This window comes from Anaerotignum lactatifermentans DSM 14214, assembly GCF_900142265.1.
GTDB classification, from domain to species: Bacteria; Bacillota; Clostridia; order Lachnospirales; family Anaerotignaceae; genus Anaerotignum; species Anaerotignum lactatifermentans.
Genome location: NZ_FRAH01000012.1, coordinates 41,858 through 64,072 on the forward strand (window position 1 = coordinate 41,858; position 22,215 = coordinate 64,072).

27 protein-coding genes and 1 pseudogene are annotated in these 22,215 nt (G+C 49.7%); 9 read left to right on the plus strand and 19 right to left on the minus strand.

Annotated features, from left to right (window positions below; genetic code table 11):
- Positions 1-98 precede the first annotated feature (98 nt).
- Together BUB35_RS04935 and BUB35_RS04940 are read right to left on the minus strand one after the other, a co-directional pair.
- On the minus strand, positions 99-557 hold the full coding sequence (locus tag BUB35_RS04935; protein WP_072849739.1) for a hypothetical protein: 459 nt from the start codon (positions 555-557) through the stop codon (positions 99-101).
- Positions 538-999: an SLOG family protein gene (locus BUB35_RS04940; protein WP_072849741.1), complete on the minus strand. Its 462-nt coding sequence runs from the start codon at positions 997-999 to the stop codon at positions 538-540. The genes BUB35_RS04935 and BUB35_RS04940 overlap by 20 nt, the downstream gene beginning before the upstream one ends.
- A gap of 153 nt (positions 1,000-1,152) precedes the next feature.
- On the opposite strand from BUB35_RS04940, the gene BUB35_RS04945 reads away from it, so the two are divergent.
- The gene (locus tag BUB35_RS04945; protein WP_072849743.1) at positions 1,153-1,488 is read left to right on the plus strand and encodes a helix-turn-helix domain-containing protein; all 336 of its coding nucleotides are present in this window, start codon (positions 1,153-1,155) and stop codon (positions 1,486-1,488) included.
- A gap of 57 nt (positions 1,489-1,545) precedes the next feature.
- On the opposite strand, the gene BUB35_RS04950 is transcribed toward BUB35_RS04945, so the two are convergent.
- The 17 genes and pseudogenes from BUB35_RS04950 to BUB35_RS05030 form a co-directional block, all read right to left on the minus strand.
- On the minus strand, positions 1,546-2,913 hold the full coding sequence (locus tag BUB35_RS04950; RefSeq protein ID WP_072849745.1) for a relaxase/mobilization nuclease domain-containing protein: 1,368 nt from the start codon (positions 2,911-2,913) through the stop codon (positions 1,546-1,548).
- Positions 2,874-3,203, minus strand: coding sequence for a plasmid mobilization protein (locus BUB35_RS04955; protein WP_072849747.1), 330 nt, complete (start codon positions 3,201-3,203; stop codon positions 2,874-2,876). Before BUB35_RS04955 ends, BUB35_RS04950 begins: the two co-directional genes overlap by 40 nt.
- A gap of 261 nt (positions 3,204-3,464) precedes the next feature.
- On the minus strand, positions 3,465-4,124 hold the full coding sequence (locus tag BUB35_RS04960; protein ID WP_072849749.1) for a vWA domain-containing protein: 660 nt from the start codon (positions 4,122-4,124) through the stop codon (positions 3,465-3,467).
- A 96-nt stretch (positions 4,125-4,220) separates the two neighbouring features.
- Positions 4,221-4,676: a hypothetical protein gene (locus BUB35_RS04965; RefSeq protein ID WP_242949205.1), complete on the minus strand. Its 456-nt coding sequence runs from the start codon at positions 4,674-4,676 to the stop codon at positions 4,221-4,223.
- A complete protein-coding gene (locus tag BUB35_RS04970) occupies positions 4,639-5,193 on the minus strand; it encodes a dihydrofolate reductase family protein (protein ID WP_072849752.1) in 555 nt (184 codons plus the stop codon). The genes BUB35_RS04965 and BUB35_RS04970 overlap by 38 nt, the downstream gene beginning before the upstream one ends.
- A gap of 14 nt (positions 5,194-5,207) precedes the next feature.
- The gene (locus tag BUB35_RS19900) at positions 5,208-6,104 is read right to left on the minus strand and encodes a GrpB family protein (protein ID WP_072849754.1); all 897 of its coding nucleotides are present in this window, start codon (positions 6,102-6,104) and stop codon (positions 5,208-5,210) included.
- A gap of 37 nt (positions 6,105-6,141) precedes the next feature.
- Positions 6,142-7,650, minus strand: coding sequence for a Y-family DNA polymerase (locus BUB35_RS04980; protein WP_072849756.1), 1,509 nt, complete (start codon positions 7,648-7,650; stop codon positions 6,142-6,144).
- A gap of 17 nt (positions 7,651-7,667) precedes the next feature.
- Positions 7,668-8,213: a P-loop nucleotide/nucleoside kinase family protein gene (locus tag BUB35_RS04985; protein ID WP_004611983.1), complete on the minus strand. Its 546-nt coding sequence runs from the start codon at positions 8,211-8,213 to the stop codon at positions 7,668-7,670.
- 58 nt (positions 8,214-8,271) lie between these two features.
- Positions 8,272-8,475 (minus strand): hypothetical protein, encoded by a 204-nt coding sequence (locus BUB35_RS04990; protein WP_004611984.1) that lies wholly within the window; start codon positions 8,473-8,475, stop codon positions 8,272-8,274.
- Positions 8,456-9,475, minus strand: coding sequence for a hypothetical protein (locus tag BUB35_RS04995; protein WP_072849759.1), 1,020 nt, complete (start codon positions 9,473-9,475; stop codon positions 8,456-8,458). The genes BUB35_RS04990 and BUB35_RS04995 overlap by 20 nt, the downstream gene beginning before the upstream one ends.
- Before the next feature lie 57 nt (positions 9,476-9,532).
- Complete coding sequence (locus BUB35_RS05000) at positions 9,533-10,540, minus strand: O-acetyl-ADP-ribose deacetylase (protein WP_069432485.1); 1,008 nt, start codon at positions 10,538-10,540, stop codon at positions 9,533-9,535.
- A gap of 67 nt (positions 10,541-10,607) precedes the next feature.
- Positions 10,608-11,150 (minus strand): annotated as a pseudogene (locus BUB35_RS05005) (zeta toxin family protein); the annotation flags it as partial.
- 48 nt (positions 11,151-11,198) lie between these two features.
- The gene (locus BUB35_RS05010; protein WP_069432487.1) at positions 11,199-11,504 is read right to left on the minus strand and encodes a carboxylate--amine ligase; all 306 of its coding nucleotides are present in this window, start codon (positions 11,502-11,504) and stop codon (positions 11,199-11,201) included.
- A 4-nt stretch (positions 11,505-11,508) separates the two neighbouring features.
- A complete protein-coding gene (locus BUB35_RS05015) occupies positions 11,509-12,225 on the minus strand; it encodes a hypothetical protein (RefSeq protein WP_081338398.1) in 717 nt (238 codons plus the stop codon).
- A gap of 25 nt (positions 12,226-12,250) precedes the next feature.
- Complete coding sequence (locus BUB35_RS05020) at positions 12,251-13,057, minus strand: hypothetical protein (protein WP_242949206.1); 807 nt, start codon at positions 13,055-13,057, stop codon at positions 12,251-12,253.
- Positions 13,058-13,085: 28 nt separating this feature from the next.
- Positions 13,086-13,595: an ImmA/IrrE family metallo-endopeptidase gene (locus BUB35_RS05025; RefSeq protein WP_069432489.1), complete on the minus strand. Its 510-nt coding sequence runs from the start codon at positions 13,593-13,595 to the stop codon at positions 13,086-13,088.
- Positions 13,596-13,640: 45 nt separating this feature from the next.
- Entirely contained in the window at positions 13,641-14,060 is a 420-nt protein-coding gene (locus tag BUB35_RS05030; protein ID WP_069432490.1) for a helix-turn-helix domain-containing protein, read from the minus strand.
- Between the two features lie 206 nt (positions 14,061-14,266).
- On the opposite strand from BUB35_RS05030, the gene BUB35_RS05035 reads away from it, so the two are divergent.
- The 8 genes from BUB35_RS05035 (at position 14,267) to BUB35_RS05070 (ending at position 22,118) form a co-directional block, all read left to right on the plus strand.
- On the plus strand, positions 14,267-14,527 hold the full coding sequence (locus BUB35_RS05035) for a hypothetical protein (protein ID WP_069432491.1): 261 nt from the start codon (positions 14,267-14,269) through the stop codon (positions 14,525-14,527).
- Complete coding sequence (locus tag BUB35_RS05040) at positions 14,524-15,255, plus strand: ImmA/IrrE family metallo-endopeptidase (RefSeq protein WP_072849761.1); 732 nt, start codon at positions 14,524-14,526, stop codon at positions 15,253-15,255. Before BUB35_RS05035 ends, BUB35_RS05040 begins: the two co-directional genes overlap by 4 nt.
- Positions 15,252-15,497 carry a hypothetical protein gene (locus tag BUB35_RS05045; protein ID WP_072849763.1) on the plus strand — a complete coding sequence of 82 codons (246 nt, stop codon included), beginning with the start codon at positions 15,252-15,254 and terminating at the stop codon, positions 15,495-15,497. The genes BUB35_RS05040 and BUB35_RS05045 overlap by 4 nt, the downstream gene beginning before the upstream one ends.
- 68 nt (positions 15,498-15,565) lie before the next feature.
- The gene (locus tag BUB35_RS05050; RefSeq protein ID WP_242949207.1) at positions 15,566-16,174 is read left to right on the plus strand and encodes a hypothetical protein; all 609 of its coding nucleotides are present in this window, start codon (positions 15,566-15,568) and stop codon (positions 16,172-16,174) included.
- A gap of 520 nt (positions 16,175-16,694) precedes the next feature.
- Entirely contained in the window at positions 16,695-16,937 is a 243-nt protein-coding gene (locus BUB35_RS05055) for a DUF6870 family protein (protein WP_044986832.1), read from the plus strand.
- 209 nt (positions 16,938-17,146) lie between these two features.
- On the plus strand, positions 17,147-18,781 hold the full coding sequence (locus BUB35_RS05060; protein WP_072849765.1) for a recombinase family protein: 1,635 nt from the start codon (positions 17,147-17,149) through the stop codon (positions 18,779-18,781).
- Positions 18,782-18,796: 15 nt separating this feature from the next.
- Positions 18,797-20,506 carry a recombinase family protein gene (locus tag BUB35_RS05065; protein WP_072849767.1) on the plus strand — a complete coding sequence of 570 codons (1,710 nt, stop codon included), beginning with the start codon at positions 18,797-18,799 and terminating at the stop codon, positions 20,504-20,506.
- Position 20,507: 1 nt separating this feature from the next.
- On the plus strand, positions 20,508-22,118 hold the full coding sequence (locus BUB35_RS05070) for a recombinase family protein (RefSeq protein ID WP_072849769.1): 1,611 nt from the start codon (positions 20,508-20,510) through the stop codon (positions 22,116-22,118).
- The last annotated feature ends 97 nt before the right edge of the window (positions 22,119-22,215 follow it).

A 22,215-nucleotide genomic window follows, 5' to 3' on the forward strand; every position in this document is an offset into this window, starting at 1 on the left:
GCGGAAACACTCGAAACACGCAACAGCATCTTTTGCGTATTTACAAAAAAGTTTCAAGTTCTTGGAGCGAACATCTAAAAACAAAACCCGAGCGCCTTTCAGCGACTCAGGTCAGACCATTGGGGGTGGATAAGCCGATCCCTTTTGAATACAGCCTTTGTGTAAAAGTCGAGGGACATGACCATATCAAAGCCCTTAATGTGGTCAAAGAAGGAGATGTCATCCGACATCTCAATAATTCTTCTAAGGAAGCCCATGCACGCGCCGCAATCAAAATAGTAGGTGGCAGAAATGTGGCTCAGATGTTCCTCAATCTCAATATCCAGCTCATAGTCATTAGAAATTTCTATGGCTGTTTTGATGAAAGTTTGCGCCATTTTCTCGCGCTCCGGCAAGACAAGGTAAGTTACATTGCTATAAATCTTTTTCATGATTTCGTCGAACGAAGGTGCTTGCTCTGCATCTTCTCCGAAGGCTTCTACGAAGTCGATTCTTTCCCTCTCGATTTCCTCTATTGTTTCTTTGTGAAAGTGTTTCTCATAGATTAGCTCTCCCATCGTTCCTCTCTCCTAAATTGATTATTGTCAGCCCCTTTTTCTGAGCGCGTTTGAGTGTTTGCGCAGCGCCTCCCCAGCCGTGAGTCACATAGCACAAGGCGTATGCAGCGTTATCGACGAGATACCGGTTCCTTGCTGGGATCGCAGCCTTAAAATGATACTTCTCAAAGCCTTCTGGATAGATAATGTCATCAAAATATTTTAGCTCGGCAATGTTGAAAGTGAGGTAGGGGATGACAAGGTAGTTCCTTATCTGCGGATAGCTCTTTTTCAGGTCAGAGACAACCCTTGCGCACATCCAATCAAACCCGCCCATGCCGCCATTTATGAAGTCAGTAACCCCGGAGGCGATAAGCTTTTCAACTTCTCGCCGGACATCCTCTGCTTGGACACCGTAGCATTCTTTGTGACCAATGAAGGTCGCTGTCGCTTCTTTTCCCATCTCAAGATACACCTCTTCAAAATAAAAGGATAGCACAACTCCATGAACAAATCAACGCTATTGGCGTTGGCGACTTCCATATAGAATGTGTATAGCGATAGCCGCGTCACCTATACTATTAGTGTGTATTCCACGCTGATAGGAGGTGCCGTGATGAGGCTTGAGTCCATCGGCAAAAATATCCGCAAATACCGCCTGATGAGGAAGCTTCGTCAAGAGGACCTTGCGGAAAAAGCCGACCTGAGTATTAACTATGTGGGCGCAATAGAGCGCGGCGAAAAAACGCCTTCTCTTGAGTCATTGATTTCCATAATTAACGCTCTCGGCGTTTCAGCGGATATGATCCTTGCGGATGTCCTTGACAATGGGTATTTGGTAAAAGATTCGCTTCTGGCTCAAAAGCTCGATAAGCTTTCTGCGGAGGATCGCTCTCAGATTTATGATGTCATCGACACGATGATCAAGCATTCAAAACAAGCTAAGCCCTGAAATAACGAAGGCTCACCGAAATCTTGCAGTAGGTTTCGGTGAGCTTTTTTCTTTTGCTTATTCGAGTTCTCCGCTGCGGGATTTCTCCTGTTCCTTTGCCAACGAAGGGCTGAGGAAATCATCCACATTCGCCTTCATCGTATCAATCAGGCGAGCTTCCTTTTTAAGCTTGGCGCGTTCGTCATAAAGGCGTTGCTGCTCATCCACGAGCCGTTGCTGTTCGGCTTGCAGAGATTTCAAGCTCGGCAATTTTCCGTCACCCTGAATGGCGAGAAGAGTGCTCTTTGCAGCCTCATAGATGACAAGCTCTGCTTCGTGTTTGGCACGATATGCCGGTTTGTCTGCCGCCTTCATATAGGCTTCATAAACCGGTTTGAGCCGCTGGTAGTTCGAGATATTTTTGATAAGCGGCTGCACCTCACGCAGTCTGGCTTCAACATTCTTCAGCTCGCTGCCGGTGCGGGCATAGGAGCTGTGAATATCCTCGGCCTTCTTCTCAAGATCGGCATATTGCAGGAGGTTGTTCTCGGTCAGATAGTTGAGGGTACGCGCAGCCTCCTTGAGAATGGTGAGCTTCGCTTTGTGTTCGTACCCTTTGCTGCCGATGAGCTGGATGCGCTCCTGAATATCACTGATGAGGGAGATACCCCGGTGAGAGGTCTGCATCTGGCGCTTGCGGTTCCCGCGCCCCTGAATGCGCTCTTTGATCCGTTCCTCGGTGTAGTTGTCACCGATGGTCTTCGCACGAGTAAAACGCTCCTGTCCCTCAGCACGGAAGGAGATGTATTTTCCGGTCTTGATTTCATATCCGGCTTCCTGCATGAGCTTCAAAAACTCATCGTAATCCTTCGCTGTGATGATGCAGCGGTCGATGGTCTGCTTGAGTTTTTGCTTCCAGCTCGTGCCGCGTTTGGCCTCCGTGTATTCCTTGTAGTCCATGCCCTTGCTCTGCGAGGGCGGGATCACGGAAAGCCCATGTTCCTTGCAGATTTCATCGCTGAGTTGGCGCATTTCCCGGTAGGTTCGCTTGTTGCTCCGATAGGCATGGTAGTCCACAAAATTGACAGCGTTGAAGATGATGTGATTGTGGCAATGCCCCTTGTCGATGTGGGTGGCAATCACATACTCATACTTGCCTTTCAGCCATTCGCCTGCGAACTGCTTTCCGATTTCATGCGCCTGTTTCGGCGTGACTTCTCCGATGTCGAAGGATTGAATCAGGTGTCGGGCAATCACCTTCGGCATTTGCATTCCTTGCTGGGCAGCGAGGTTTCGCGTCCATTCAAATTCCTTTGCCGCCGCGTCGCTGGCAGCACAGCCGAAAGAGGAAACATAGAGCTGATCGTCCGTCTTCGCCGGGTCGAGGATGTAGGCAAGTGCCTTGTTTACAGTTCCTCGGATTGGCTTGATTTTAGTAACTGCCATATTTCCTTTTGCCTCTCTTTCAGCTCGGTGACATCATCCTCATAGAGGTTTCCCTTTGAGTTGATGCGGCGGCAAATCTGATTGATATTTGACGCTGCATGGTTGACAGCGGCGGCAAGCTTCTTCTGCTGGGTGTAGTCCACCTTGATGATGTAGCCGTCAATCGCCATCTTTCTGAGATACGCGCCCATATTCTTTGTTCCGAGTTGCGCCATCTTTGATTTGATGATCCGATGCTCATTTTCCGACACGCAGAACTCAATGCGGATTGGCCTTGTTCTTTTTGCCATAGGCAATCTGTCCTTTCGTAAAGATAGAGGGTTTGGGAGACATCCCAACAAGCATTTTGAAGAGTAAGGGCAGGGTTCCCTTACTCGAAAATCGCCGTGTGTACGGACACCGGCTGTGCTTGCTATTCTCTCAAAATCGTATTCCCGGTGCTTCTCCCCGTAAAAATCCCCTTCACTTTACAACGGACATTTTATAAGGAAATTAGCGGTATGGAAGAGAAAAAAGGCGCTCGAAAGCGCCTTCCCTCATGCTTGTGCAGCTTATTTCTTTTTCCCTTTACCGCGTTTCTCGTAGTCCTCGTCAATCCGGCGCTTCCAATCTGCGCCGAGCGGGGCGCTGCAACGGACGGCGGAAATTGCCTCACTCAGCACCTCATAGTTGAGCTGCGTCCCGGCGCTGTCAGAGTGGTAATTGACGGCTCGGTCAGCTCCGATCCCAAAGTGCCGCGCCGTTTCCACCGCGTCAATGTTTGCGCCGAGGAACAGGAACTCCCAGCCATACTTTGCCTTCTGCCGCTCGATCATCTGCTTCACCCGGTCGCTGCTGTAAAACCGGCTCGCATTCTCCATTCCGTCCGTGGTGATAATAAACAGCGTATGCTCCGGGACATCCTCCGGTCGGGCGTACTTATGGACATTGCCGATGTGATGGATCGCACCGCCGATGGCATCCAGAAGAGCCGTGCAGCCCCGGACGGTATAGTACCTGTCTGTCATCGGCTTGATGTCGTGGATGTTCACGCGGTCATGGATCACCTCGCTCATATTGTCGAAGAGGACTGTGGAGACAAGCGCTTCGCCGTCTGCCTTTCTCTGCTTCTCGATCATGGAGTTGAAGCCGCCGATGGTGTCGGCTTCCAGCCCGCTCATAGAGCCGCTGCGGTCAAGGATAAAGACGATCTCGGTTAAGTTCTTTTTCATGATGAATCCTCCCATATAGAAAAACTGTGACTGCTTTTGCTTACAGTCACAGTATAGGAGAAATCGTCTTCGGTTTGGTCGCATGGAAAGCGACATTCAAAACATATCGCGGAACAATTCGCTCTCGATGTCAGCGACATTATCCAGCGGGATTTTCGTCCCGTCCATGAGCATCATCAGGCGTTCAAACTCGTCTATCTTTTTGAGGTTTCCGCTCTTTGTCACATACGCCCCGCCGGACTTCTTTGCATCCGGGACGAAGTAGGTAACGATCAGCGCAGGATGGTCACCAAGCCTTTCCATAAGGATCTGTTGCTTCCTATCCAGCGCCTCTTTTTCCTCTTCACTGAGATTGATCTTTTGATCCGTCAGCCGTCCGGTCTCATGAATTGCGTCATCGTACCCGGTGAGAGCGGCGAAAGGAGAGAACTGTGCGGCTCTGTCCAGCATCGGCATCTGCGGTCTTTTTGATGAGACATGGTGGGGAAGATTGATGATGTCCTCGTAACCGCCGCTATTGTACATTGTTTTTCCTTTCGCTTCTTTTCTCATACAACAACTCACAAATGCCATTATACTGTTTCGTTGTAATCAATCTGAGCAGTTTCTTGTCTTGGCTTTCAGGAAAGAGCCGTGTACCTGAACCGAGCAACACAGGGATGACAGCAATATGGAATCGGTCAATCAAATCGACCTTCAAAAGCTGATTCACAATTTCTGCGCCGCCGCAAATCCAGATGTTTTTCCCTTCTTCGCTTTTCAGTCTTTCCACAAGTTGTTCCGGTTGCTCACCCGTAAAATGGATGTCATCCTTGTCTTCCAGAGAACGGTGGGTAAAAATATAAGTGTCAAGCCCAGAGTAAACCCATTCATCAGGAGAAAGCTCCGTTACGATCTGATTGTATGTCTTCCAACCCATTAAGACGGTATCGACATCTTTGATAAACTCAGAATAGGTATCTTCGTTATCTATGTTATCGTCTTGCCCGGACAGCCAATTCACACTTCCTTTTTGATCTGCAATATAGCCGTCCAAACTCATAGCAATATAAAGCACAACTTGCCTCAATGCTTTGTCCTCCTTCACGCCCACCAATCAGGGAGCAGCTCTTTTAGCTTCACCGCCTTTTTGGTTTCGTAGTCGCATAGAATCTCTATTTCCGTTGCCGCGTGATCCAACTGCATCATAAACTCCCGGCAAGCGCCACACGGCATACCGGCATTTCCATCCGGCATGACGGCCACTATCTTTGAAATTTGCCATTCGCCGTTCGTAATCATGTTGGCAATCGCATTTCTTTCTGCGCACATTCCAAGAGAACAAGCGGTGTCAATACAAACTCCGACATAGATATTTCCCTTTGCCGTAAGAAGTGCCGCTGAAACAGCTCCGGCTTCAATCAGAGAGGAAATTTTCCTTTCATACTGCACCGTTCTTGCTGCAAGATACAATTTGTCCCACGACCCGTCGAATTGAGAAACAGCACACTTTTCCATCTTGCTGACAAAAGACTCTTTCCCGTCGCAATAACCGTCTATATCATAAGGAAATCGCAGCGCCAGGTCTTTTTTTATTTTTGCATATTTGTCCCGCTCTTTTTCGTGTGTGCGCATATAGTCACGAAATGCAAGATGCCGACCAATGTTATTCCAATCATCCGCCTGAAAGATATGGATTTGGTGCGTTCGCTCATCGCCGCCCTTACGCAGATAACGCCTGCCCACAATTCCAAACTCGCCAAGGTATTCATAGCCCACATCGGAAAACTTCTCCGCGACCGAATCTACTTCCGCAAGACTCCTGACCACCGCCATAATATCAATGATCGGTTTAGCCGCCAATCCGGGAACAGATGTGCTTCCAATATGATAAAGTGCCACGCAATTCTCTGCGAGAATGGGTTGAATTAGTGAAACTTCTTCCTTGTATTTTTCTGTCCATATTGGGTTGTAATCATTTACGATAATATGCTGGCTCATTTGTAGTGCCTCCGTATGACTGTATAGTTTTGCTTACTCATGCCTTATGCCCACCGATCTGCGCGTTCCTGTCCTTTGCCGTCGCACCTTCCGAAAGATTCATCCCCTTGAGAATGGCGTTCTTCCCAAATTTCTTTTTGATAGTGAGCATGGCTTGCTGTACCTTCTTTTCCCGTGCCAGCTCTTCGTCTTCCTGCTTGCGCTTCGCGTCAAGCGCAGCATAATCGGTAAAGAGGTCAAGCTGTTCATAACTGTCCTTAGAAGAAGGAGCAGAGGCTTCGTCAATCACATGGGTCGCTGTGATGTTCAGCCGCCGGATGAGCAAGCTCTTGTCTGTGATCCGGTCAAACAATTCCCCGGCGGCATCCATAATCTGCTTCGTGGAAGAGGTGAAGCGTTCCAGATTGATTGTGCCGTGGGCGTGTTTCGGTATCTGCCGCCCGTAGTGATCCTTCACGACTTCGCCGCGATACTTCCTCCTGCGTTCCGGGTCGGTCAGGTTCTCAATGTCATAGCCTATCGTGACAACGAGCTGGTTAGTGACAAAGCCTTTGTCAACCAAGTCCATCGAGAGAAGGTCTGCCATTTCCCGGAGAACGAGCCGCGCTTTGTCTGCCTCATAAGGTTGGTGCAACACCTGTCCCGATCCCAAGCTGTTGCTTTCCGGTTTGTACGCCTTGACAGCTTCAACCGTGCAAGGCTCCCAGCCCCATGCGTGGTCAATCAGCAGCTCCGCATTCTTGCCGAAGAGCTTGTAAAGCAAGTCTTCATCTGTGATGGAACGACGGGCAACATCGCCCATCGTGAACATCCCGTTCTCTTCAAGCTTCTTGGCATATCCTTTGCCTACCCGCCAGAAATCGGTGAGGGGCTGGTGTGACCAAAGCGTCTTGCGATAACTCATCTCATCCAGCTCGGCAATGCGGACTCCGTTCTTATCTGCTGGAATGTGCTTGGCGACAATATCCATCGCCACTTTGCAGAGGTAGAGGTTTGATCCGATCCCCGCTGTTGCCGTGATACCGGTTGTCGAGAGGACATCCAGAATGATCTTCATGGCGAGGTCATGGGGAGACAGCTTGTAGGTGGCGAGGTAGTCGGTGACATCCATGAACACCTCGTCGATGGAGTAGACGGTGATGTCCTCCGGCGCAACATACTTCATGTAAACCTGATAGATGCGGGTGCTGTACTCCATGTAGTAAGCCATGCGCGGCGGCGCGATGATGAAGTCAATGGCAAGGGACGGATTCTCTTGCAGCTCGGAGAAGAGATACGACGAGCCTTCCAGCTTTCGCCCCGGCGCGTCATGCTGCCGTCCGGCGTTTGCTTCCTTGACGCGCTGCTTGACTTCAAACAGCCTCCCACGCCCGGAGATACCGTAGCTCTTGAGAGAGGGTGTGACCGCAAGGCAGATGGTCTTGTTCGTCCGGCTCTCGTCCGCAACGACGAGGTTTGTGTCCAGCGGGTCTAAGTTTCTCTCGCGGCATTCAACCGAAGCATAAAAGCTTTTTAGGTCGATTGCGATATAGGTGCGCTGCTTCATGCTTCGGATGCCTCCTTTCACTTGATACGGTTTTGTCCGCTTTTCAGGTGTGCCTTGATGCTTTCGATTGTTTCAGGAACAGTCTGATTAGTTGTATCAATTACATTTGCTTCGTATTTCCCTAAATCGCAGAACTGTTCCCACATGACTTCTACTAACTCGGTGTTAGTTTTCAAATCCAGCTTCGACCGTTCCACTGCCCGTCTCAGTGTTATTTCTCTGGAAGCTCGCAGCACAATGTAATGCACATCATATCCTTCGCGTGCTGCCCCCAGCCACGGCTCTAAAAACCACGGACCGACAATTCCATCTACATACACATCGTAGCCGCCTCTGACAAATCGTTTTGCAGTCTCCAAAAACGCTTCAATCACCACACCGTTTTGTGCGTTTGACTCTGGCAAATGTGGAGGGATTGCACCTTTTTTGAGATAGTGAAAGAAATCATCTGTCCTAATACAAACGGACTTCTCCATATCCGATTCCATAGCGGCTTTATCAGCCACAGTGCTTTTACCTGTCCCGGGTGAACCGGTTATAATCGTGATTCTTCCATGTGTCATCTAATCAACTTCCTCTTGTTCCTGCTTGTCCAATATCGCTTTCATTATAAATAAAGGCTTATTTCTTGTTCGGGTTGATTTTCCCTTTGGTAAGTACGGTAACAGCAGTGCCGCCCACCATTACGACGACGCCAAGCGCCGCTTTTCCAGCTCTTTTTATTTGCTGCGCCCGCTCGCTACGGCAGTGCTCGCAATATTTATACTTGTACCCTTCCGGTAGCGGACGCTGACACTTTTTATTTTTACAAAGTTTCTGGCTCATCTTTCTGTTCCTCCAAACGCAGTGCAGGGTTGTCGCTTGGCAACGCCAAGATTCGATTCTCTATCTCAGGCAGCTTTTGCGTCCAATAGTTTTCCGGTGACGGATCGATCATGTCCAGCCTCTCGACAAAACCCTTTGTTTCAAGATAGGTTCTCTGGATGAACTTTGCGTAATACTCCAAACTTACCTTTGCCGCTTCGGTTTCGCCCATTTCCTGATAAGCGATGGCTTCGGCAAGGGACACCATGTTTACGGCGCATAAGCTTTCTCGCAGTTCATTCATCCGTGCATTTATCTTTTCAGGCGTTGCGCCGGATAAAATCTTGCCCCATGTAGATTCCGGCTGATTTTTAATAAACGCAGCATTCGCGCTCTGGCTCTGCATCAATAGATTTCGGCTGTTTTCGGCATCTGACACGAGCTGCATGAGAGCCATTTCCTTCAACCTCGGATTCTGAATGGCGGCAGCTTGGATTAGCTTTTGCTGGCAGCTATACGCCGTCGCAAGCCGATCATACTCCTGACCTTGCCGGACTTCTTCAACTGCGACTTGAACAAATTGAATTTGCTCCGCAATTTGAGCCATTTGCATTTGTGTGGCGTAATTCGTCATTGCTTGTGAAAGCTCAGGAGACAGCTTGACCTTGCCGAGCGAAACGGTCGAAACAATTTTCTTCGTTTCGGGGTTGATGAGGTTTGCCATAAGCGAGCCATCTTTTTTCGTCATGAGCTTTAGTGCACCGCTTGCTATTTTTGTTTTTTGCTCATCCGTGAGGATCACCTGATAAGCTTCTTCGGGAATAGCAGCTTTGACAGCGCTGACAAACGCTGGAGCAGAGTAAAGCGTTTTCTCAATGCGATTGAACAACCGTCCTGCGCTTCCAATCAATGGTTTAGCGACCTCAGGAACGCTGTCGAAGCATTTTACTACGCTTTCCGTATAATCGGTTAAGCTGCTTGTTTGATTTGACTCTGACGATACATGAATGATTTCTTCCATTTGGAGTCCCCCTTATTTTTGTATTCATTTAGAGGGTTTGCAAAAGCTGCGAACCGGTTACGCTCCGAGCAAGCTCTGGTCAAAGGCGAACAGCGCCTCATTGATCTCAAAGATGTTATAGTTTCCGTGCTCAATGAAATACTCAATGATGATGTCAAACTTGTTCGAGTGCGAGAGGGCAAAGCCCGCTTTCATGAGCATTTCTTTTGTCTCGTCCAGCGGCAGCTCTAAGGCAATCGCAAAGGCGAGTGCTGTGGGTTTCGACGGTTTGTAAAGCCGGTCGCTGCGGATCTTCGAGAAGAGCTTGCGGTCGATGTTCGCTTTCTTGTAACACTGCGCGTCGGTCATGCCTTTCTCGTCAATTTTCCGAAGCAGCATTTCGGAGAAGCTTTCGTCGATCTGCGAAAGTGCATCATCCAGTGTTTTTGCACTTGCCGCCATTGGAGCAGCCAGTGGGGCACCGAATGTCTCTTCTTCCGGCTCGTCCGAAAGCATCCGCATCCGGCGCAACCGCTCCGAACGGCTGTCGGTATGCTCGTCCACATAGTTATCGTCTATGTATGCAGCAATGTCAGAGAACAGCTTCTCGCCGATCTGATATGTCTTGCGGTCGAAGATGACAATGTAGACGGTCATGTCATTTTCCAGAAGGAAGTCGCTGATCGTGTCAATAGCGACCTTGAGCGCCTGGTCTTTCGGATAGCCGTAGATACCCGATGAGATCAGCGGAAAGGCAACCGTCTCGCAGCCGTGCTCCTTCGCAAGCAGAAGGGAAGTGCGGTAGCAGGAAACGAGCTTTTCCCGTTCTCCGTGTTTACCGTCCCGCCAGCGCGGTCCGACGGCATGGATCACATACTTGCAGGGCAGTCTATATCCCTTCGTGATTTTTGCACTGCCGGTTTCGCAGCCGCCCAGCGTCTTACACTCGGCAAGCAGCTCCGGTCCTGCAGCCCGATGGATGCAGCCGTCAACACCGCCGCCTCCCAGAAGAGAGCTGTTCGCCGCGTTGACAATAGCATCCACTTCCATCTTTGTGATGTCGTTTCGTACAATTTGAAGGGGCACAATACCACCCGCCTTTCAACTTTTCAAAATCACCCATCTTCATTGTCAACTTTACAATGGGAAGTCATCAAAATAACGCCATATCTATTTTGTATTCACCATCAATCAGTATATAGTCCAGATCATTTTCTTTCGCAAGAGACAAGGTGCGCGCATTATCTTTCAAAACATTATCTAAAGTACAATCCTCATCATCTAAACGGTTTTCAATAACATTTGCAAATTGTTTTATGTCATCGAAATGCATTCTTATATAGTTTTCACTCATCGCAAGGCAATAGCCTCGTATATCTTTGCGGTATTCGTCAGTAAAATCTTTTTTCCAGTCAAATGGAATGTAGCATCCCTCAATAATCAAATTTTGCCGATTTTCAATCACGGTTTTAATTATTTCCCGGACAATCGGCCATAAAAACATCGTCAATTCGGTATCAGCGCTCACAGGTGTAAGCTGTGTGTTTCCACTGCGAATCATCCCCATTTTCAAATGGTCAATCGACAGATACGGATAGTTGTATTTTTCGAGGAGTTTTTGAGCCAACAGAGTTTTTCCTGTGTGAGACGCACCGGTAATCAAAATAATCACTTTTGTTTCACTGCTCCTATTTAGGGCTTGCTGCTCTTTATATCAGATATTTAGAAGAGCAAGCACGCTTATTTATTCTTGTGTTTCTACAATGCCAAAGTCGATCAGAATGTTCTTATCAGCATTCGGCGGATAGACGATACCCGTCATCTCATACTGATAGCGCCGGACCTTCCGAAAATCTTTGATTGGCTCCGGTGCATAGGCCGCTGTCTCACAGCGCTCGTATTCCGGCATACCGGCAAGGTCATCCGCTGCCGCTTTAATCAGCGCATCGGCCACATCGTCAATGTCTTTTCCATACTCAACGGCAACCAGCTCGTGCTTCTTGACATCTTTCTCAAGATTTCCAAAAGAGCGGTAGAGAAGATATTTCATTGTTTCAGTCCTCCTCGTGCTTTTCATCGTCCAATACTTTTTCCAATAAGGCGGTGAGTGTGGCGGCAATCAGCTCATAACTGATCGCATCCGGGTCGTTCTGCATTAAGTAGCTGGCTACTGCCTTAAATGCGGTGGTCTTGTCCACATGAGTTTCATTGTCAAACCGGTCGAGGATTTCCCCAATCAGACGGACAACGGCTTCATCTTCTTCGCTGATGCCCATATTGAGCATAGCCGCCAGTTCATCGTCCTCAGCAAGCGTTTCAAATTTCAGATAGTCGCCGTATTCCTCTGACATAATTTCCTCGAAATAATTGATCATGACATGAAAATGGAATTTGCCGTCTTCCTGTGTGGTAATGCAGCAATAATGCGCCTTTTCCCCGATGTCTTTTAGAAGCGACATATCCTCTGGATCGTCAAACTCAAGCATGGGCAGCGTCAGGTCGATGTGGGCGTCCCAATGCTCAAAGTCAACGACACCATGAATTTTGCCGTGATGACGCTTTGCAAACTCGTCGCATCTTCCCAACAGATACTCGTAGTTTTCCTTATCCTTCGGAACAATCACCTTCGGGATGGCATCCATCTTCTTTGAAAATTCTTCTAAGAAGCCGCCGGGGGCGTTTACCCGGTCAAAAATAGCTTGAGCCAGTGGGTCAGGCTCGTCTTCTTCATAATTACGGTCGAACACAATGTTCTCCATTTTCTCCATCATTTTACTCACTCCCAACTTTAACAAATCAGTGTTGGCGCAAATTGCGGATGACGGCCATAGAAAGTACATTTAAGTATAGATAGCCCAGCTCATGGATGAAGCCCACATCGACCTCAAGGAAGGTGGTTCTTAGCTGGGCGTAGACAAGGCGGAATAAGTCCATCTCCGGCGGGGTATCAAACAGGTTCAGGCTTTGGATGGCCGTTTCTGCTTCTTCCCATGTTTGGGATGCTTCAATCTCTGAGCTGGTCATGATAGCCGTCAAAATTTCACTGACCGCCAGCTTTCCGTCTACCGGTTCGATTTCGCTTTTGAGCTGACGGAGTACATCTGCCTTCTTCTTGAGAGGGACGATTTTGCAGTTATCGTCAAGCTCAATGGCGATGATCTCTGCAATGCACTCCCGCCAAACCGCATATCCGGCGTTGATGATGCCGTCCTCTTGTTTGGTTGGCGCGTAGTCCATGCAGTATTCGTCATAGAAGCTCTTCCCGTCCAGTTCATGGTGGGCGCAGTAGATGTGCGCCAGCTCATGCAGGAAGATGTGGAGCAGTTCAACCGGATGATAGGGTATGTCCGTGCGGAGCAGGATGCCGTCCTTGCCGCCGTTATCCATCCCGATAAAAGAGGATGCCCGAAAGTCAAAATAACCTTCCTCCTGATACCGGTCGTTCAGCCGGTAAGGGAAATACTTGGAGCAAAACTGCTCGAAAATTTCCTTCTGATCCTCAGTCATGAAACAGGTAAGGATGATGTCATCCCCGGAGAAGCCAGCGTCCATCCTGTCGTTAAAAATCTCTATGGCATGGGCAAGATAGGAGTCATAGTTCAAATCGTTCGTCGCCTCCATCGTAAAGTCTTTATTTCAGGAAGTCGCTCTTATGTTCAATGCGCCGGAGGTCATATCCGGTTTCCGCCAAGTGGGCGATTTTCAATGCGACAAGGTTAATGTCCGTTTCCATCGCCCGGGCGATCTGTTCGGATGTATAGCCATAGTCATAGATGTACTCAAGAATCTCATCGGTGTCGAGCAGGATTTCTGCGGCAACGATGTTCGCCTCATACTCCGGCTTCGTGGTCATGTCATACAACATGAACTCCTGTATCGCGCTTCCTTTTGCCAGATTGCGGTGCAACTGATCATGCCCAAGCTCATGAGCGCAGACAATCCGCTGCATCTGAGCGCTCAGGTTTTCGTTTATGAAAATAAAACGGCTGCGCTTGATGACCCGATACATTCCCTTGAGCGGGCCGAAGTCCTCACAGAACAGGACTTCAATGCCAAGCTGCCGTGCTATGCGAAATGGATCTCGTGTCCCGCAGCGCTTTACAAGCCTGCTGCCGACCTTCGAGAGATTCTCAGCATTCATCGTCTCACCTCCCGCTGATGGGGACATTGCAAACAGCGAATGGCCTTACTGTTCGCTTGCCCTCTTACGGTATTTCTTCGGAGAATATTTCTTGTTCTTCTCTTTGGCGATCCAATAAGCTTCGTTCAGCGCCTTCATTGCGCCATCGAGCGCTTCGTCACTGAGCCGTCCACCGGCAAACATACCGGTCACTTCACTGACAAGCTCATCAATATCTCTGGCTGCTTTTGAGCCGCCCTTCTCATGCGCCGCGACAACAAGCATTCCACTTTGCCCAAGAAGATACTCGGGAGTAGTACCCAAAACCGCCGCTATCTTCTCTACAACATCGTACTTTGTAGGCTTGCGGGTACCCGACTCATAATTCTGAATGGTCCTTGCGCTTACCGATACCTTTTCCGCAAGCTGCACCTGTGTGAGATTCGCTTCCAACCTTTTTTCTCTTAGTCTGTCCTTGAAGCTCATAAGGCACCTCTTTCTAAAAGTTTTTGCGAACACGAACAGAAGTTGCGTCAAACCTGTTGACGTGAAAATGCTGTTCGTGCTATACTTTATGCAAACACGAAAGTTCCGTTCGCGTTAATGATACCACACGAACAATACGAGTGTCAACAGGAATAGTTCGATTTTGCATGGTTATGTGTAACTTTCAAGACAGTAGGAGGTAGGCTATGACGAACACACATTGCCGGAAGGCGTATGTTTCGGTCAACTTGGATGTTGACGAAGAAGGAGTCTGTCATCCCCGGTTCATCCGTTGGGAAAACGGCCTGATCTTTCAGATTGACCAAATCTTGTATAAATGCCGTGCCGCTTCCAAAAAGGTAGGCGGCGGGGGCATCCGATATACTGTGATGATCCGTGGAAGGGAATCTTATCTTTTCCAAGAAGGCAACAAATGGTTTGTAGAAGCAAAGGAGGGAGCAAGATGATTTTATCACACAGGCAAATTGAAGAGATCGCGGTGGCGGTCACCAAGGACTTCAACGAGTTCTTTTTCGGTCCTGATACCGAAGAGGCGCGGTTGCCTCGCGGTACGCCGATTGACCAGTTTGCCCGTGACTATCTCGGTTTGGATGTGTCTTTCGCACCGCTGTCACCCGATGGAAGCATCTGCGGGCTGACATCCTATGCAGATACCGAATACATTGTTGAGATGGATGGCATTCAACGTAAAATTCCGCTTCACCGCAATCAGGTCTTGATGGACGCGAGCTTTATTCAACCTTTCCAGATACGAAAGCTCTGCGGAAAGCGCCGGTTCACGCTTGCCCATGAGTGCGCCCATCAAATCCTGTTTCAGATGGAGACGGATAAAATCCAGGAAGCCTGTCGGCGGAAATACTCCGCCCGGACAGCCTATTCGCTGCGGGAGCTAAAGACCCGCGAGGACTGGAATGAATGGCAGGCCAATGTCTTAGGGGCGGCGATCCTGATGCCCCAGCGGGAAATCGACCTTGCCGTTGCGTACTATGCCAGAGGGCGGAAGCTGATCAGCTACGATGGAACCTTTGCCTATTGGGATAAGGTTGCCCTTGATATGATCTGCCAGCAGTTCGGCGTTTCCAAGACAGCCGCAGTCATCCGGCTGAGACAGCTCGGCCACTTGGAAACACGGCCATACAGCGAGTACAACGATCCTTTGGAGGTGTGGGCATGAAGAAAAGCATTCGTGTCTCAGAGCCTTCACCGGAGATGCAGGAGAAAATCCGCAGGGCGCGATGCGCCATTGTCAACCAGAAGATGCGCATGGTGAAATGTCCATATTGTGGGCATAACGCTATCGCTGTATTCGAGGATTCCCGTGGTCACATACAGGCCAAGTGCAAAGCCTGTGGCCGGGAAACCGTATTTGATGTGATCAACATGAGACGGTTATACCTCCGCCTTCACAGAAGGTAAGGAGATAACAAATACAATTCAATATTTTATAGCTGTGCTGTGGAGCCGCTGATTGGTGAGTCTTCCTAATGCCGCATGAACAGAGTTTTCTAAGCTCTGTTTTATCGGTATGGGAAGATCAGCTCACCGTCATGCGGCTCTTTTTTAGTCTTGTCCATCCGCTGCTCCGAGCCAGCGGAAAGGACAAGACAATGAAAAGAATCCCCAAAACACCCATCGAGTTCGATTACGACCTCTGGATTTCCGAGGATGGCAAGTGCATGGTGCGCGTGAAGGCCACCGGCGAGACTACGGAGGTTGACCGCGAGGTCATGAAAGCACTCCGCAATGAGGAGAAGAAGCTCCGTCGCTCCTACGATACCGGGGGAGCATCTGACAGCGAAGACAGCGAGGAAACGCAGCCTTCCACTGTGCTGTCGCTGGACGCTGTGCCGGAAGATGATGTAAAGGCATCCGCATGGCTGGAGTCCCCGGAAAAGATGGAGGAAGACATCATCACCGGCTTGCTCGAACAGGAATTTATCCGCAGCCTGACTAAGCCGCAGCTTGATGTGTACATGAATTGTATGCGCGGCAACATGAGTATGCTGTCGTATGCCAAGCAGAACGGCCTTTCGTTTTCCACTGTCAAAGACACGCGGGATGCGATCAGAAAAAAATTCAAAAAAATTTTTTGAGAGACCCGCTAATTCGCTCAAAAAATGTCCGTTGTAAAGTGAAGGGGTCAATCAAGACCGGCTTCACAGTACCTTGAAAACAGAATATCCAGTGCTGCGGATCTTTCCTCTTTTCTCGAAGCGACTTGCCTTCTGCCGCCAAGACCTTCCTCACGGAAGCGAGCGATCAGCAGAGAGGCTAAACTGCCGTGTGGTGCGGCTGTTCGCCATGATGGAGAAGTTGGGTATAATGATACTTCCGTTCCCGGATTGCCGGGGGCGGCTCGGAGCGTTCCTCGGAGGGGTGAGAGTCCCATGATACCGATTAACCGTTGGTAGTCCGTAGCATTCCCGGAGCCGCGAGGCTCTTCTGGCAGGGGTGCGAGCTGCAAATATGCCGGAACACGAAACAAACCAATTAGCTACATTCAGCATACAAGTTTTCAGGATGAAAACTATGTGGCGGAGTGTCCCTAACCGGCGCTCCGCCATATCCTTTTGTCCTGAATACAATTCACATCATCAGGGAGGTGTTTGTAATATGATGAGCGTAGAAACCATGAGAAGCGTCAACCCGAAGACGGTTGACCGCAGTACCCTTGTCCAGCGGGACAGCATCCGGCTTGAGCCTGCGGCTGCGCAGGATGACCGGCTGCGGGATTTTATCCGACAGATCAGAAACCCGTATTGCTATCTGGACGGGAAGACCGTCGTGAAGATCAGCTTCTCGAAGACAGACACCACCTTGGAGGACTGTCTGGAACATTATCTGAGAGGACTTTGATTATGAACAAACTGAATCTTTTCGCCCGGTTCTATGGACAAGCGATTGAGCCTGTGATACAATGAAGTCAGGTCAAAAAAGAATACATGGACTAAGCCGCTGCCCTTGAGGGTCATGTGGCTTTATCGTGTTTTCCTCATACAAGAAGCAGAAGCCTTCGTCTTTCTGATTTGATGTATCACACCAAACAGAAAACGGAGGTTATTTTTATGCCCGGAAAAGTTTACCGGACGGCGATTTACTGCCGCCTGTCCCGTGAAGACGGGGACAAAGTTGAAAGCAACTCCATCGCAAGCCAAAGAGCCATTTGCGAGGACTACATTGCACGGCATGACGATCTGGAAATCGTCTGCGAGCCGTTCGTTGACGATGGTTATAGCGGCGTTTCCTTCAATCGTCCGAACTTCAAAAAACTCGAAGACGCAATCCGCAAAGGCGCGATTGACTGCATCGTGGTCAAAGACCTCAGCCGCTTTTCGAGAAACTACATCGACGGCGGGCGGTATCTGGAAAAGATATTCCCGCAGCTCGGCATCCGCTTTATCGCGGTCAACGACGCTTACGATAGTCTGACCGGCGATCCGCAGTCGGATTCCTTTGTTATCCCGTTCAAAAACCTCATCAACGACTCCTACTGCAAGGATATTTCCATGAAAATTCGATCCAGCTTGGAGGTCAAGCAAAAGAACGGTGAGTTCGTCGGGGCGTTCGCTCCCTATGGCTACAAGAAATCGCCGGATAACAAAAACCAGCTCATCGTCGATGGGGCTGTCAGCGAGTATGTGCAGATGATCTTTGCCATGTACAAGGACGGCTTCTCCATCGGCCGCATTGCCGCAAGGCTGAATCAGATGGGTGTGCTTTCCCCTATGGAGTATAAGCACTCGGCGGGGGTGAAGTTCGATACCGTCTTCAAGACCGGCGACACTGCAAAGTGGACTTACAAAGCTGTCCAGCGCATCCTCACCAATGAGGTATATATCGGTGTTCTTGCCCAAGGCAAGCGCGGTACGCCAAACTACAAGGTGCGCGTTGTGCAGCCGAAAGACGAAACCGAGTGGGTCAAAGTCGAGGGGGCGCATGAATCGCTTGTTTCTTATGAAGATTTCATGGCCGTCAAGACCATGATGAAGCGGGATATGCGCTGCTCGCCTGATCAGGACGAGGCACACCTGTTTTCCGGCTTCCTGTTCTGCGGAGACTGCCAGCAGTCCATGACACGCAAGACCGTCCCGTCGAAGACAAAGAAATACATCTACTATGTCTGCTCGACGAACAAACATAGCCGGACCTGCAGCCCGCACAGCATCAGCGCAAAAGAGGTTGAGGAAAAGGTGTTTCGCGCCATCCATGACCAGATCGAGCTTGTGGTCAATCTGGAAAAAGCGCTTGAGATGATTGAGAGGCTTCCTTCCCAGAATCGTAAAGCGTTTAACTATGAGGCGCAGATTGCGAAGCTCGAAGAAGAGATTGAGCGGTATCAGAAGCTCAAGCTCCGGCTCTACGAAGACCTCTCGGACGGGATCATCGACAAGTCGGAATACTTTGAGTTCCGCAACAGCTACACCAAGATCATCGAGGAAAAACAGGAAGCCCTTCTCCGCGTGAAAAAGGAAATGAAGCAGTCGGTTACAACCGGGGCTACTGAACGAAATTGGGTCACGCTCTTTAAGCAGTATGAAAACATTGAAGAACTGAACCGCCGCGTCCTCATGGCGCTGGTTGACCGCATCCTGATTTATGAGGATCACGCGATAGAGATTGTCTTCAAGTACAAAGACGAGTATCAGCAGACACTTGAATATGTTCTCGGCTATGCCGACGAACTTGCCGTTGCCGGATAAAGGAGGGATGAGCGTATGGCACGAAAAAGCAGAAAAATCGCAGCCGCAGAGCCGGTTTGCGAAGCAGCACCGCTGCAAATCTTCCCGACAGCCATTTATGCCCGTCTTTCCGTGGAGAACAGCGGCAAATCTGAAAAAGTGGATGTCATCACCAATCAGATTAAGATATGTAAGTCCTATATTGCCGGTTGCCCGTATCTCGATCTCGTCGATGTCTATGTGGATAACGGACGGACGGGGACGGTTTTCGACAGGCCGGAGTTTAACCGCCTGATGACCGACATCAAGAGCGGCAGGATTAAATGCCTCGTAGTCCGCGATCTCAGCCGTTTTGGCCGTGACTACATAGAAACCGGCACCTACCTTGAGCGCATTTTCCCGCAGATTGGCTTGCGGTTTATTGCTATCAAGGAGCACTATGACAACTTCGATACGGACAGCTCGAACGAGAGCCTGATGATTCCGCTGCAAAACATGATAAACGCCCTCTACTCAAAGGATATTTCCCGCAAAGTCTCCACTGCCCTGAAAGCGCAGATGGAGCAAGGGACATTCCAGAAGCGAAACCTCCCGTATGGCTATCGGTGGAATGAAGAACACACAAACATGGTCATTGACGAAGAGACGGCGCAGTATGTGCGGCTCATGTTCCAGTGGAAAATCGAGGGATGGTCAATCCCCATGATCCTCGATGAGCTTGACCGGATGGGAGCGCCAAATACGGAGCTGCGGAAGCGGCAGACCGGAACCCGCAAAGGCGATGGATGCTCCTGCAAAGGCTGGTACAGTTCAACGCTGTACGGCATCCTGACCAATCCGCATTATGTGGGCGATACCGTCCTTGGCCGCTCCATGCAAGCAATCTACAAGGGCATCAAGTCCCATAATGTCAAGGATAAGGACGAGTGGATTGTGTTCCCGAACACCCATGAGGCAATTATCTCCCGTGAGGACTTCCAGAAGGTGCAGGACATCATCCAAGCGGCTTCTGAGGCTCGGCAGACGAGTATGCAGAAGACCGATGAAATCCGAGCAACGCTCGTCAACCTGTTCGAGGGTAAAATCGTCTGTGCTGACTGTGGGAAGAAGATGTACTTTCACCGCAAGAGGATCGACAAGGACAAGCGGGGACGCTGGTATGCCTACTATGAGTGCAGCACTTCGGTCAACAGGCGATATGAGCACTGTACCTCTCATTACACGAGGCAGGACACGCTTGAAGCCAATGTCCTCCATGCAATTCAGCTTCAAGTTGAGGCTGCGCTTGACTATGACAAGCTGTTGGACAAGCTCAGGGGCAGCGAGGGCGAGAAAAACATCCGCGATCAGCAGAATGCCCTCATTACCAGCCTGAATCTGCGGCTCAACGGCGTTTCCAAGAAGCGAACTCGCCTCTATGAGGATTACGCCGAGGGGCTTCTGGATGAAGAGGAATACGCCTTTGCCAAAAAGAGCTACGACGAGCAATATGCCGATCTGTCCCGCCGTCTGGATGAGGCGGTGCAGCGCCGGAGCAAGTTTGCCGAGGCCATGTCGGTAGATAACAAATGGATTTCCCTGATGAAATCCGTTAGTACGGCAACGCAGCTTTCTCAGGACTTGGTAGACGAGACGATTGAGCTGGTCAGAGTCCATGAGGGCAGCGCTGTGGAGCTGGTCATGAAGTACAGCGACATCTACGAGCAGACCATTCAGAGTATCAATGAAGTACAGGAGGCGATGTAAAATGGTCAAAGACTACACAATCGGCATCTACATCCGCCTCTCTATGGCTGATGAAGATACCGGGAATGGCAGCAAAGCGGAAAGCGACAGCATCGGAAATCAGCGTATGCTCATCAACCGCTACCTTGACAACCATCCGACACTCTCCAAATATCCGAGGCTTGAGTTCGCGGATGATGGATATACCGGTACGAATTTTCACCGGCCTCAGTTTGCCGCGATGATGGAGAAAGTCCGGCACGGCGAGATCAACCTGATCTGCGTCAAAGACTTTTCCCGTTTTTCTCGTGATTACATTGAGACGGGGAATTATCTCGAATGTACCTTCCCGTTTATGGGCGTTCGCTTCATCTCCATCAACGACGGGTATGACAGCGACGATTACAAGGGAACAACCGGCGGTCTTGAGGTCGTCATGCGCAGCATCATCTATGCGGCGTACAGCAAGGATCTCTCGGTCAAAACGACAACGGCCAAAACCCAGATGATGAAGCAGGGCAAGTATGTGGGCGGTTACGCTCCCTACGGCTATGTGCTTCACCCGGAAATCCGCAACAAGCTCAAGCTTGACCCGGAGGCCGCCAAGGTCGTGCGCAGGGTCTTCGATGAAGCCCTTGATGGCAGGAATACCTCACAGATTGCCCTTGGCCTGAACGATGACAACATTCCGACGCCGGGGCAGTATTTCAAGGGGAAACATCCTGACAAGAAGAAATTCAGCCGCATGAGCGACAAGATAAGCTGGACGGCATCTATGGTCTACAAGATCATCGTCAACTATGTCTATACCGGTGCAACGGTAGGCCACAGGCGCAAATCCGGTGGTGTCGGCTCACGAAAGAGCATCGCTCAGGATCAGGAAGACTGGATTGTTGTTGAGGGAATGCACGAAGCCATTGTCAGCAAGGATGAGTTTGAGCTGGCTCAGGCTGTTATCCGGGGCGGCGAGAAGAATCCCAAAAGGAATCTGCGCTATTATCCCCTCAAAGGTCTTGTGTGCTGCGGCAACTGCAAACGCGCCCTTACCCGGCGAAAGCTCCGAAATGAGGGCGGATATTTCTATCAGTGTACCCACTCAACGCATGACCGCGATACGGATTGCCCGGTTGGTGAAAGATACAGCGAGGCATGGATTGAGGACACTGCTTACAAAGCGATTGGGCAAATGCTCACACTGGTCGAAAAGAGAGCTGTCAAAGAACATGAGATCAGCAAGCGCAGGAAATCTGCCATCACAGAATGCGCGGACACAATCCGCGATTTGCAGAAACAGTCCGAACAACTCAAGGCAGTGAAGCTCCGGCTGTATGAGAAATACACTTCCGGCAGCATCACAAAGGCTGAATACCTCAAGCGGAAAGCAGAGACGGATGCGAAGATGTCTGAGAATGAAGAAGCAATCCGGCAAGGCCATGAGCGGATGCAAGAGCTTGACTCTGAACATCCCTGTTCGGATGAAAGGCTTGATGCGGTGCTCGGCGAATACCAGAAAGGCGAAGGACTTACATACGAGCTTGCTCATGCTCTAATCTCCGCTATCTATGTTCATGGGCATGACAGCATCGAAATCGTCTGGATGTTCAAAGACATCTTTGAGGATGCAGAAATCTAATAGGCTGAATGTTACAAGCCGTTCACGGGTGGTCTTCCACCTATGAACGGCTTGTAAAATCTCAAAAATTTTTTAGTTCCTACTTGACACAAGAAGA

Bases quoted from the DNA above. Each gene is read 5' to 3' on its own strand.
- BUB35_RS04965 (WP_242949205.1), bottom strand. From the start codon at position 4,676: ATGAGAAAAGAAGCGAAAGGAAAAACAATGTACAATAGCGGCGGTTAC.
- BUB35_RS04955 (WP_072849747.1), bottom strand. From the start codon at position 3,203: ATGGCAAAAAGAACAAGGCCAATCCGCATTGAGTTCTGCGTGTCGGAA.
- BUB35_RS05030 (WP_069432490.1), bottom strand. From the start codon at position 14,060: ATGAGCTTCAAGGACAGACTAAGAGAAAAAAGGTTGGAAGCGAATCTC.
- BUB35_RS05070 (WP_072849769.1), top strand. From the start codon at position 20,508: ATGGTCAAAGACTACACAATCGGCATCTACATCCGCCTCTCTATGGCT.
- BUB35_RS04990 (WP_004611984.1), bottom strand. From the start codon at position 8,475: ATGAGCCAGAAACTTTGTAAAAATAAAAAGTGTCAGCGTCCGCTACCG.
- BUB35_RS04960 (WP_072849749.1), bottom strand. From the start codon at position 4,124: ATGAAAAAGAACTTAACCGAGATCGTCTTTATCCTTGACCGCAGCGGC.
- BUB35_RS05040 (WP_072849761.1), top strand. From the start codon at position 14,524: ATGATTTTATCACACAGGCAAATTGAAGAGATCGCGGTGGCGGTCACC.
- BUB35_RS04995 (WP_072849759.1), bottom strand. From the start codon at position 9,475: ATGGAAGAAATCATTCATGTATCGTCAGAGTCAAATCAAACAAGCAGC.
- BUB35_RS05055 (WP_044986832.1), top strand. From the start codon at position 16,695: ATGATGAGCGTAGAAACCATGAGAAGCGTCAACCCGAAGACGGTTGAC.
- BUB35_RS04985 (WP_004611983.1), bottom strand. From the start codon at position 8,213: ATGACACATGGAAGAATCACGATTATAACCGGTTCACCCGGGACAGGT.
- BUB35_RS05065 (WP_072849767.1), top strand. From the start codon at position 18,797: ATGGCACGAAAAAGCAGAAAAATCGCAGCCGCAGAGCCGGTTTGCGAA.
- BUB35_RS05060 (WP_072849765.1), top strand. From the start codon at position 17,147: ATGCCCGGAAAAGTTTACCGGACGGCGATTTACTGCCGCCTGTCCCGT.
- BUB35_RS04935 (WP_072849739.1), bottom strand. From the start codon at position 557: ATGGGAGAGCTAATCTATGAGAAACACTTTCACAAAGAAACAATAGAG.
- BUB35_RS04950 (WP_072849745.1), bottom strand. From the start codon at position 2,913: ATGGCAGTTACTAAAATCAAGCCAATCCGAGGAACTGTAAACAAGGCA.
- BUB35_RS04945 (WP_072849743.1), top strand. From the start codon at position 1,153: ATGAGGCTTGAGTCCATCGGCAAAAATATCCGCAAATACCGCCTGATG.
- BUB35_RS05010 (WP_069432487.1), bottom strand. From the start codon at position 11,504: ATGAAATATCTTCTCTACCGCTCTTTTGGAAATCTTGAGAAAGATGTC.
- BUB35_RS05025 (WP_069432489.1), bottom strand. From the start codon at position 13,595: ATGAATGCTGAGAATCTCTCGAAGGTCGGCAGCAGGCTTGTAAAGCGC.
- BUB35_RS19900 (WP_072849754.1), bottom strand. From the start codon at position 6,104: ATGAGCCAGCATATTATCGTAAATGATTACAACCCAATATGGACAGAA.
- BUB35_RS04940 (WP_072849741.1), bottom strand. From the start codon at position 999: ATGGGAAAAGAAGCGACAGCGACCTTCATTGGTCACAAAGAATGCTAC.
- BUB35_RS05015 (WP_081338398.1), bottom strand. From the start codon at position 12,225: ATGATGGAGAAAATGGAGAACATTGTGTTCGACCGTAATTATGAAGAA.
- BUB35_RS05045 (WP_072849763.1), top strand. From the start codon at position 15,252: ATGAAGAAAAGCATTCGTGTCTCAGAGCCTTCACCGGAGATGCAGGAG.
- BUB35_RS05050 (WP_242949207.1), top strand. From the start codon at position 15,566: ATGCCGCATGAACAGAGTTTTCTAAGCTCTGTTTTATCGGTATGGGAA.
- BUB35_RS04980 (WP_072849756.1), bottom strand. From the start codon at position 7,650: ATGAAGCAGCGCACCTATATCGCAATCGACCTAAAAAGCTTTTATGCT.
- BUB35_RS05035 (WP_069432491.1), top strand. From the start codon at position 14,267: ATGACGAACACACATTGCCGGAAGGCGTATGTTTCGGTCAACTTGGAT.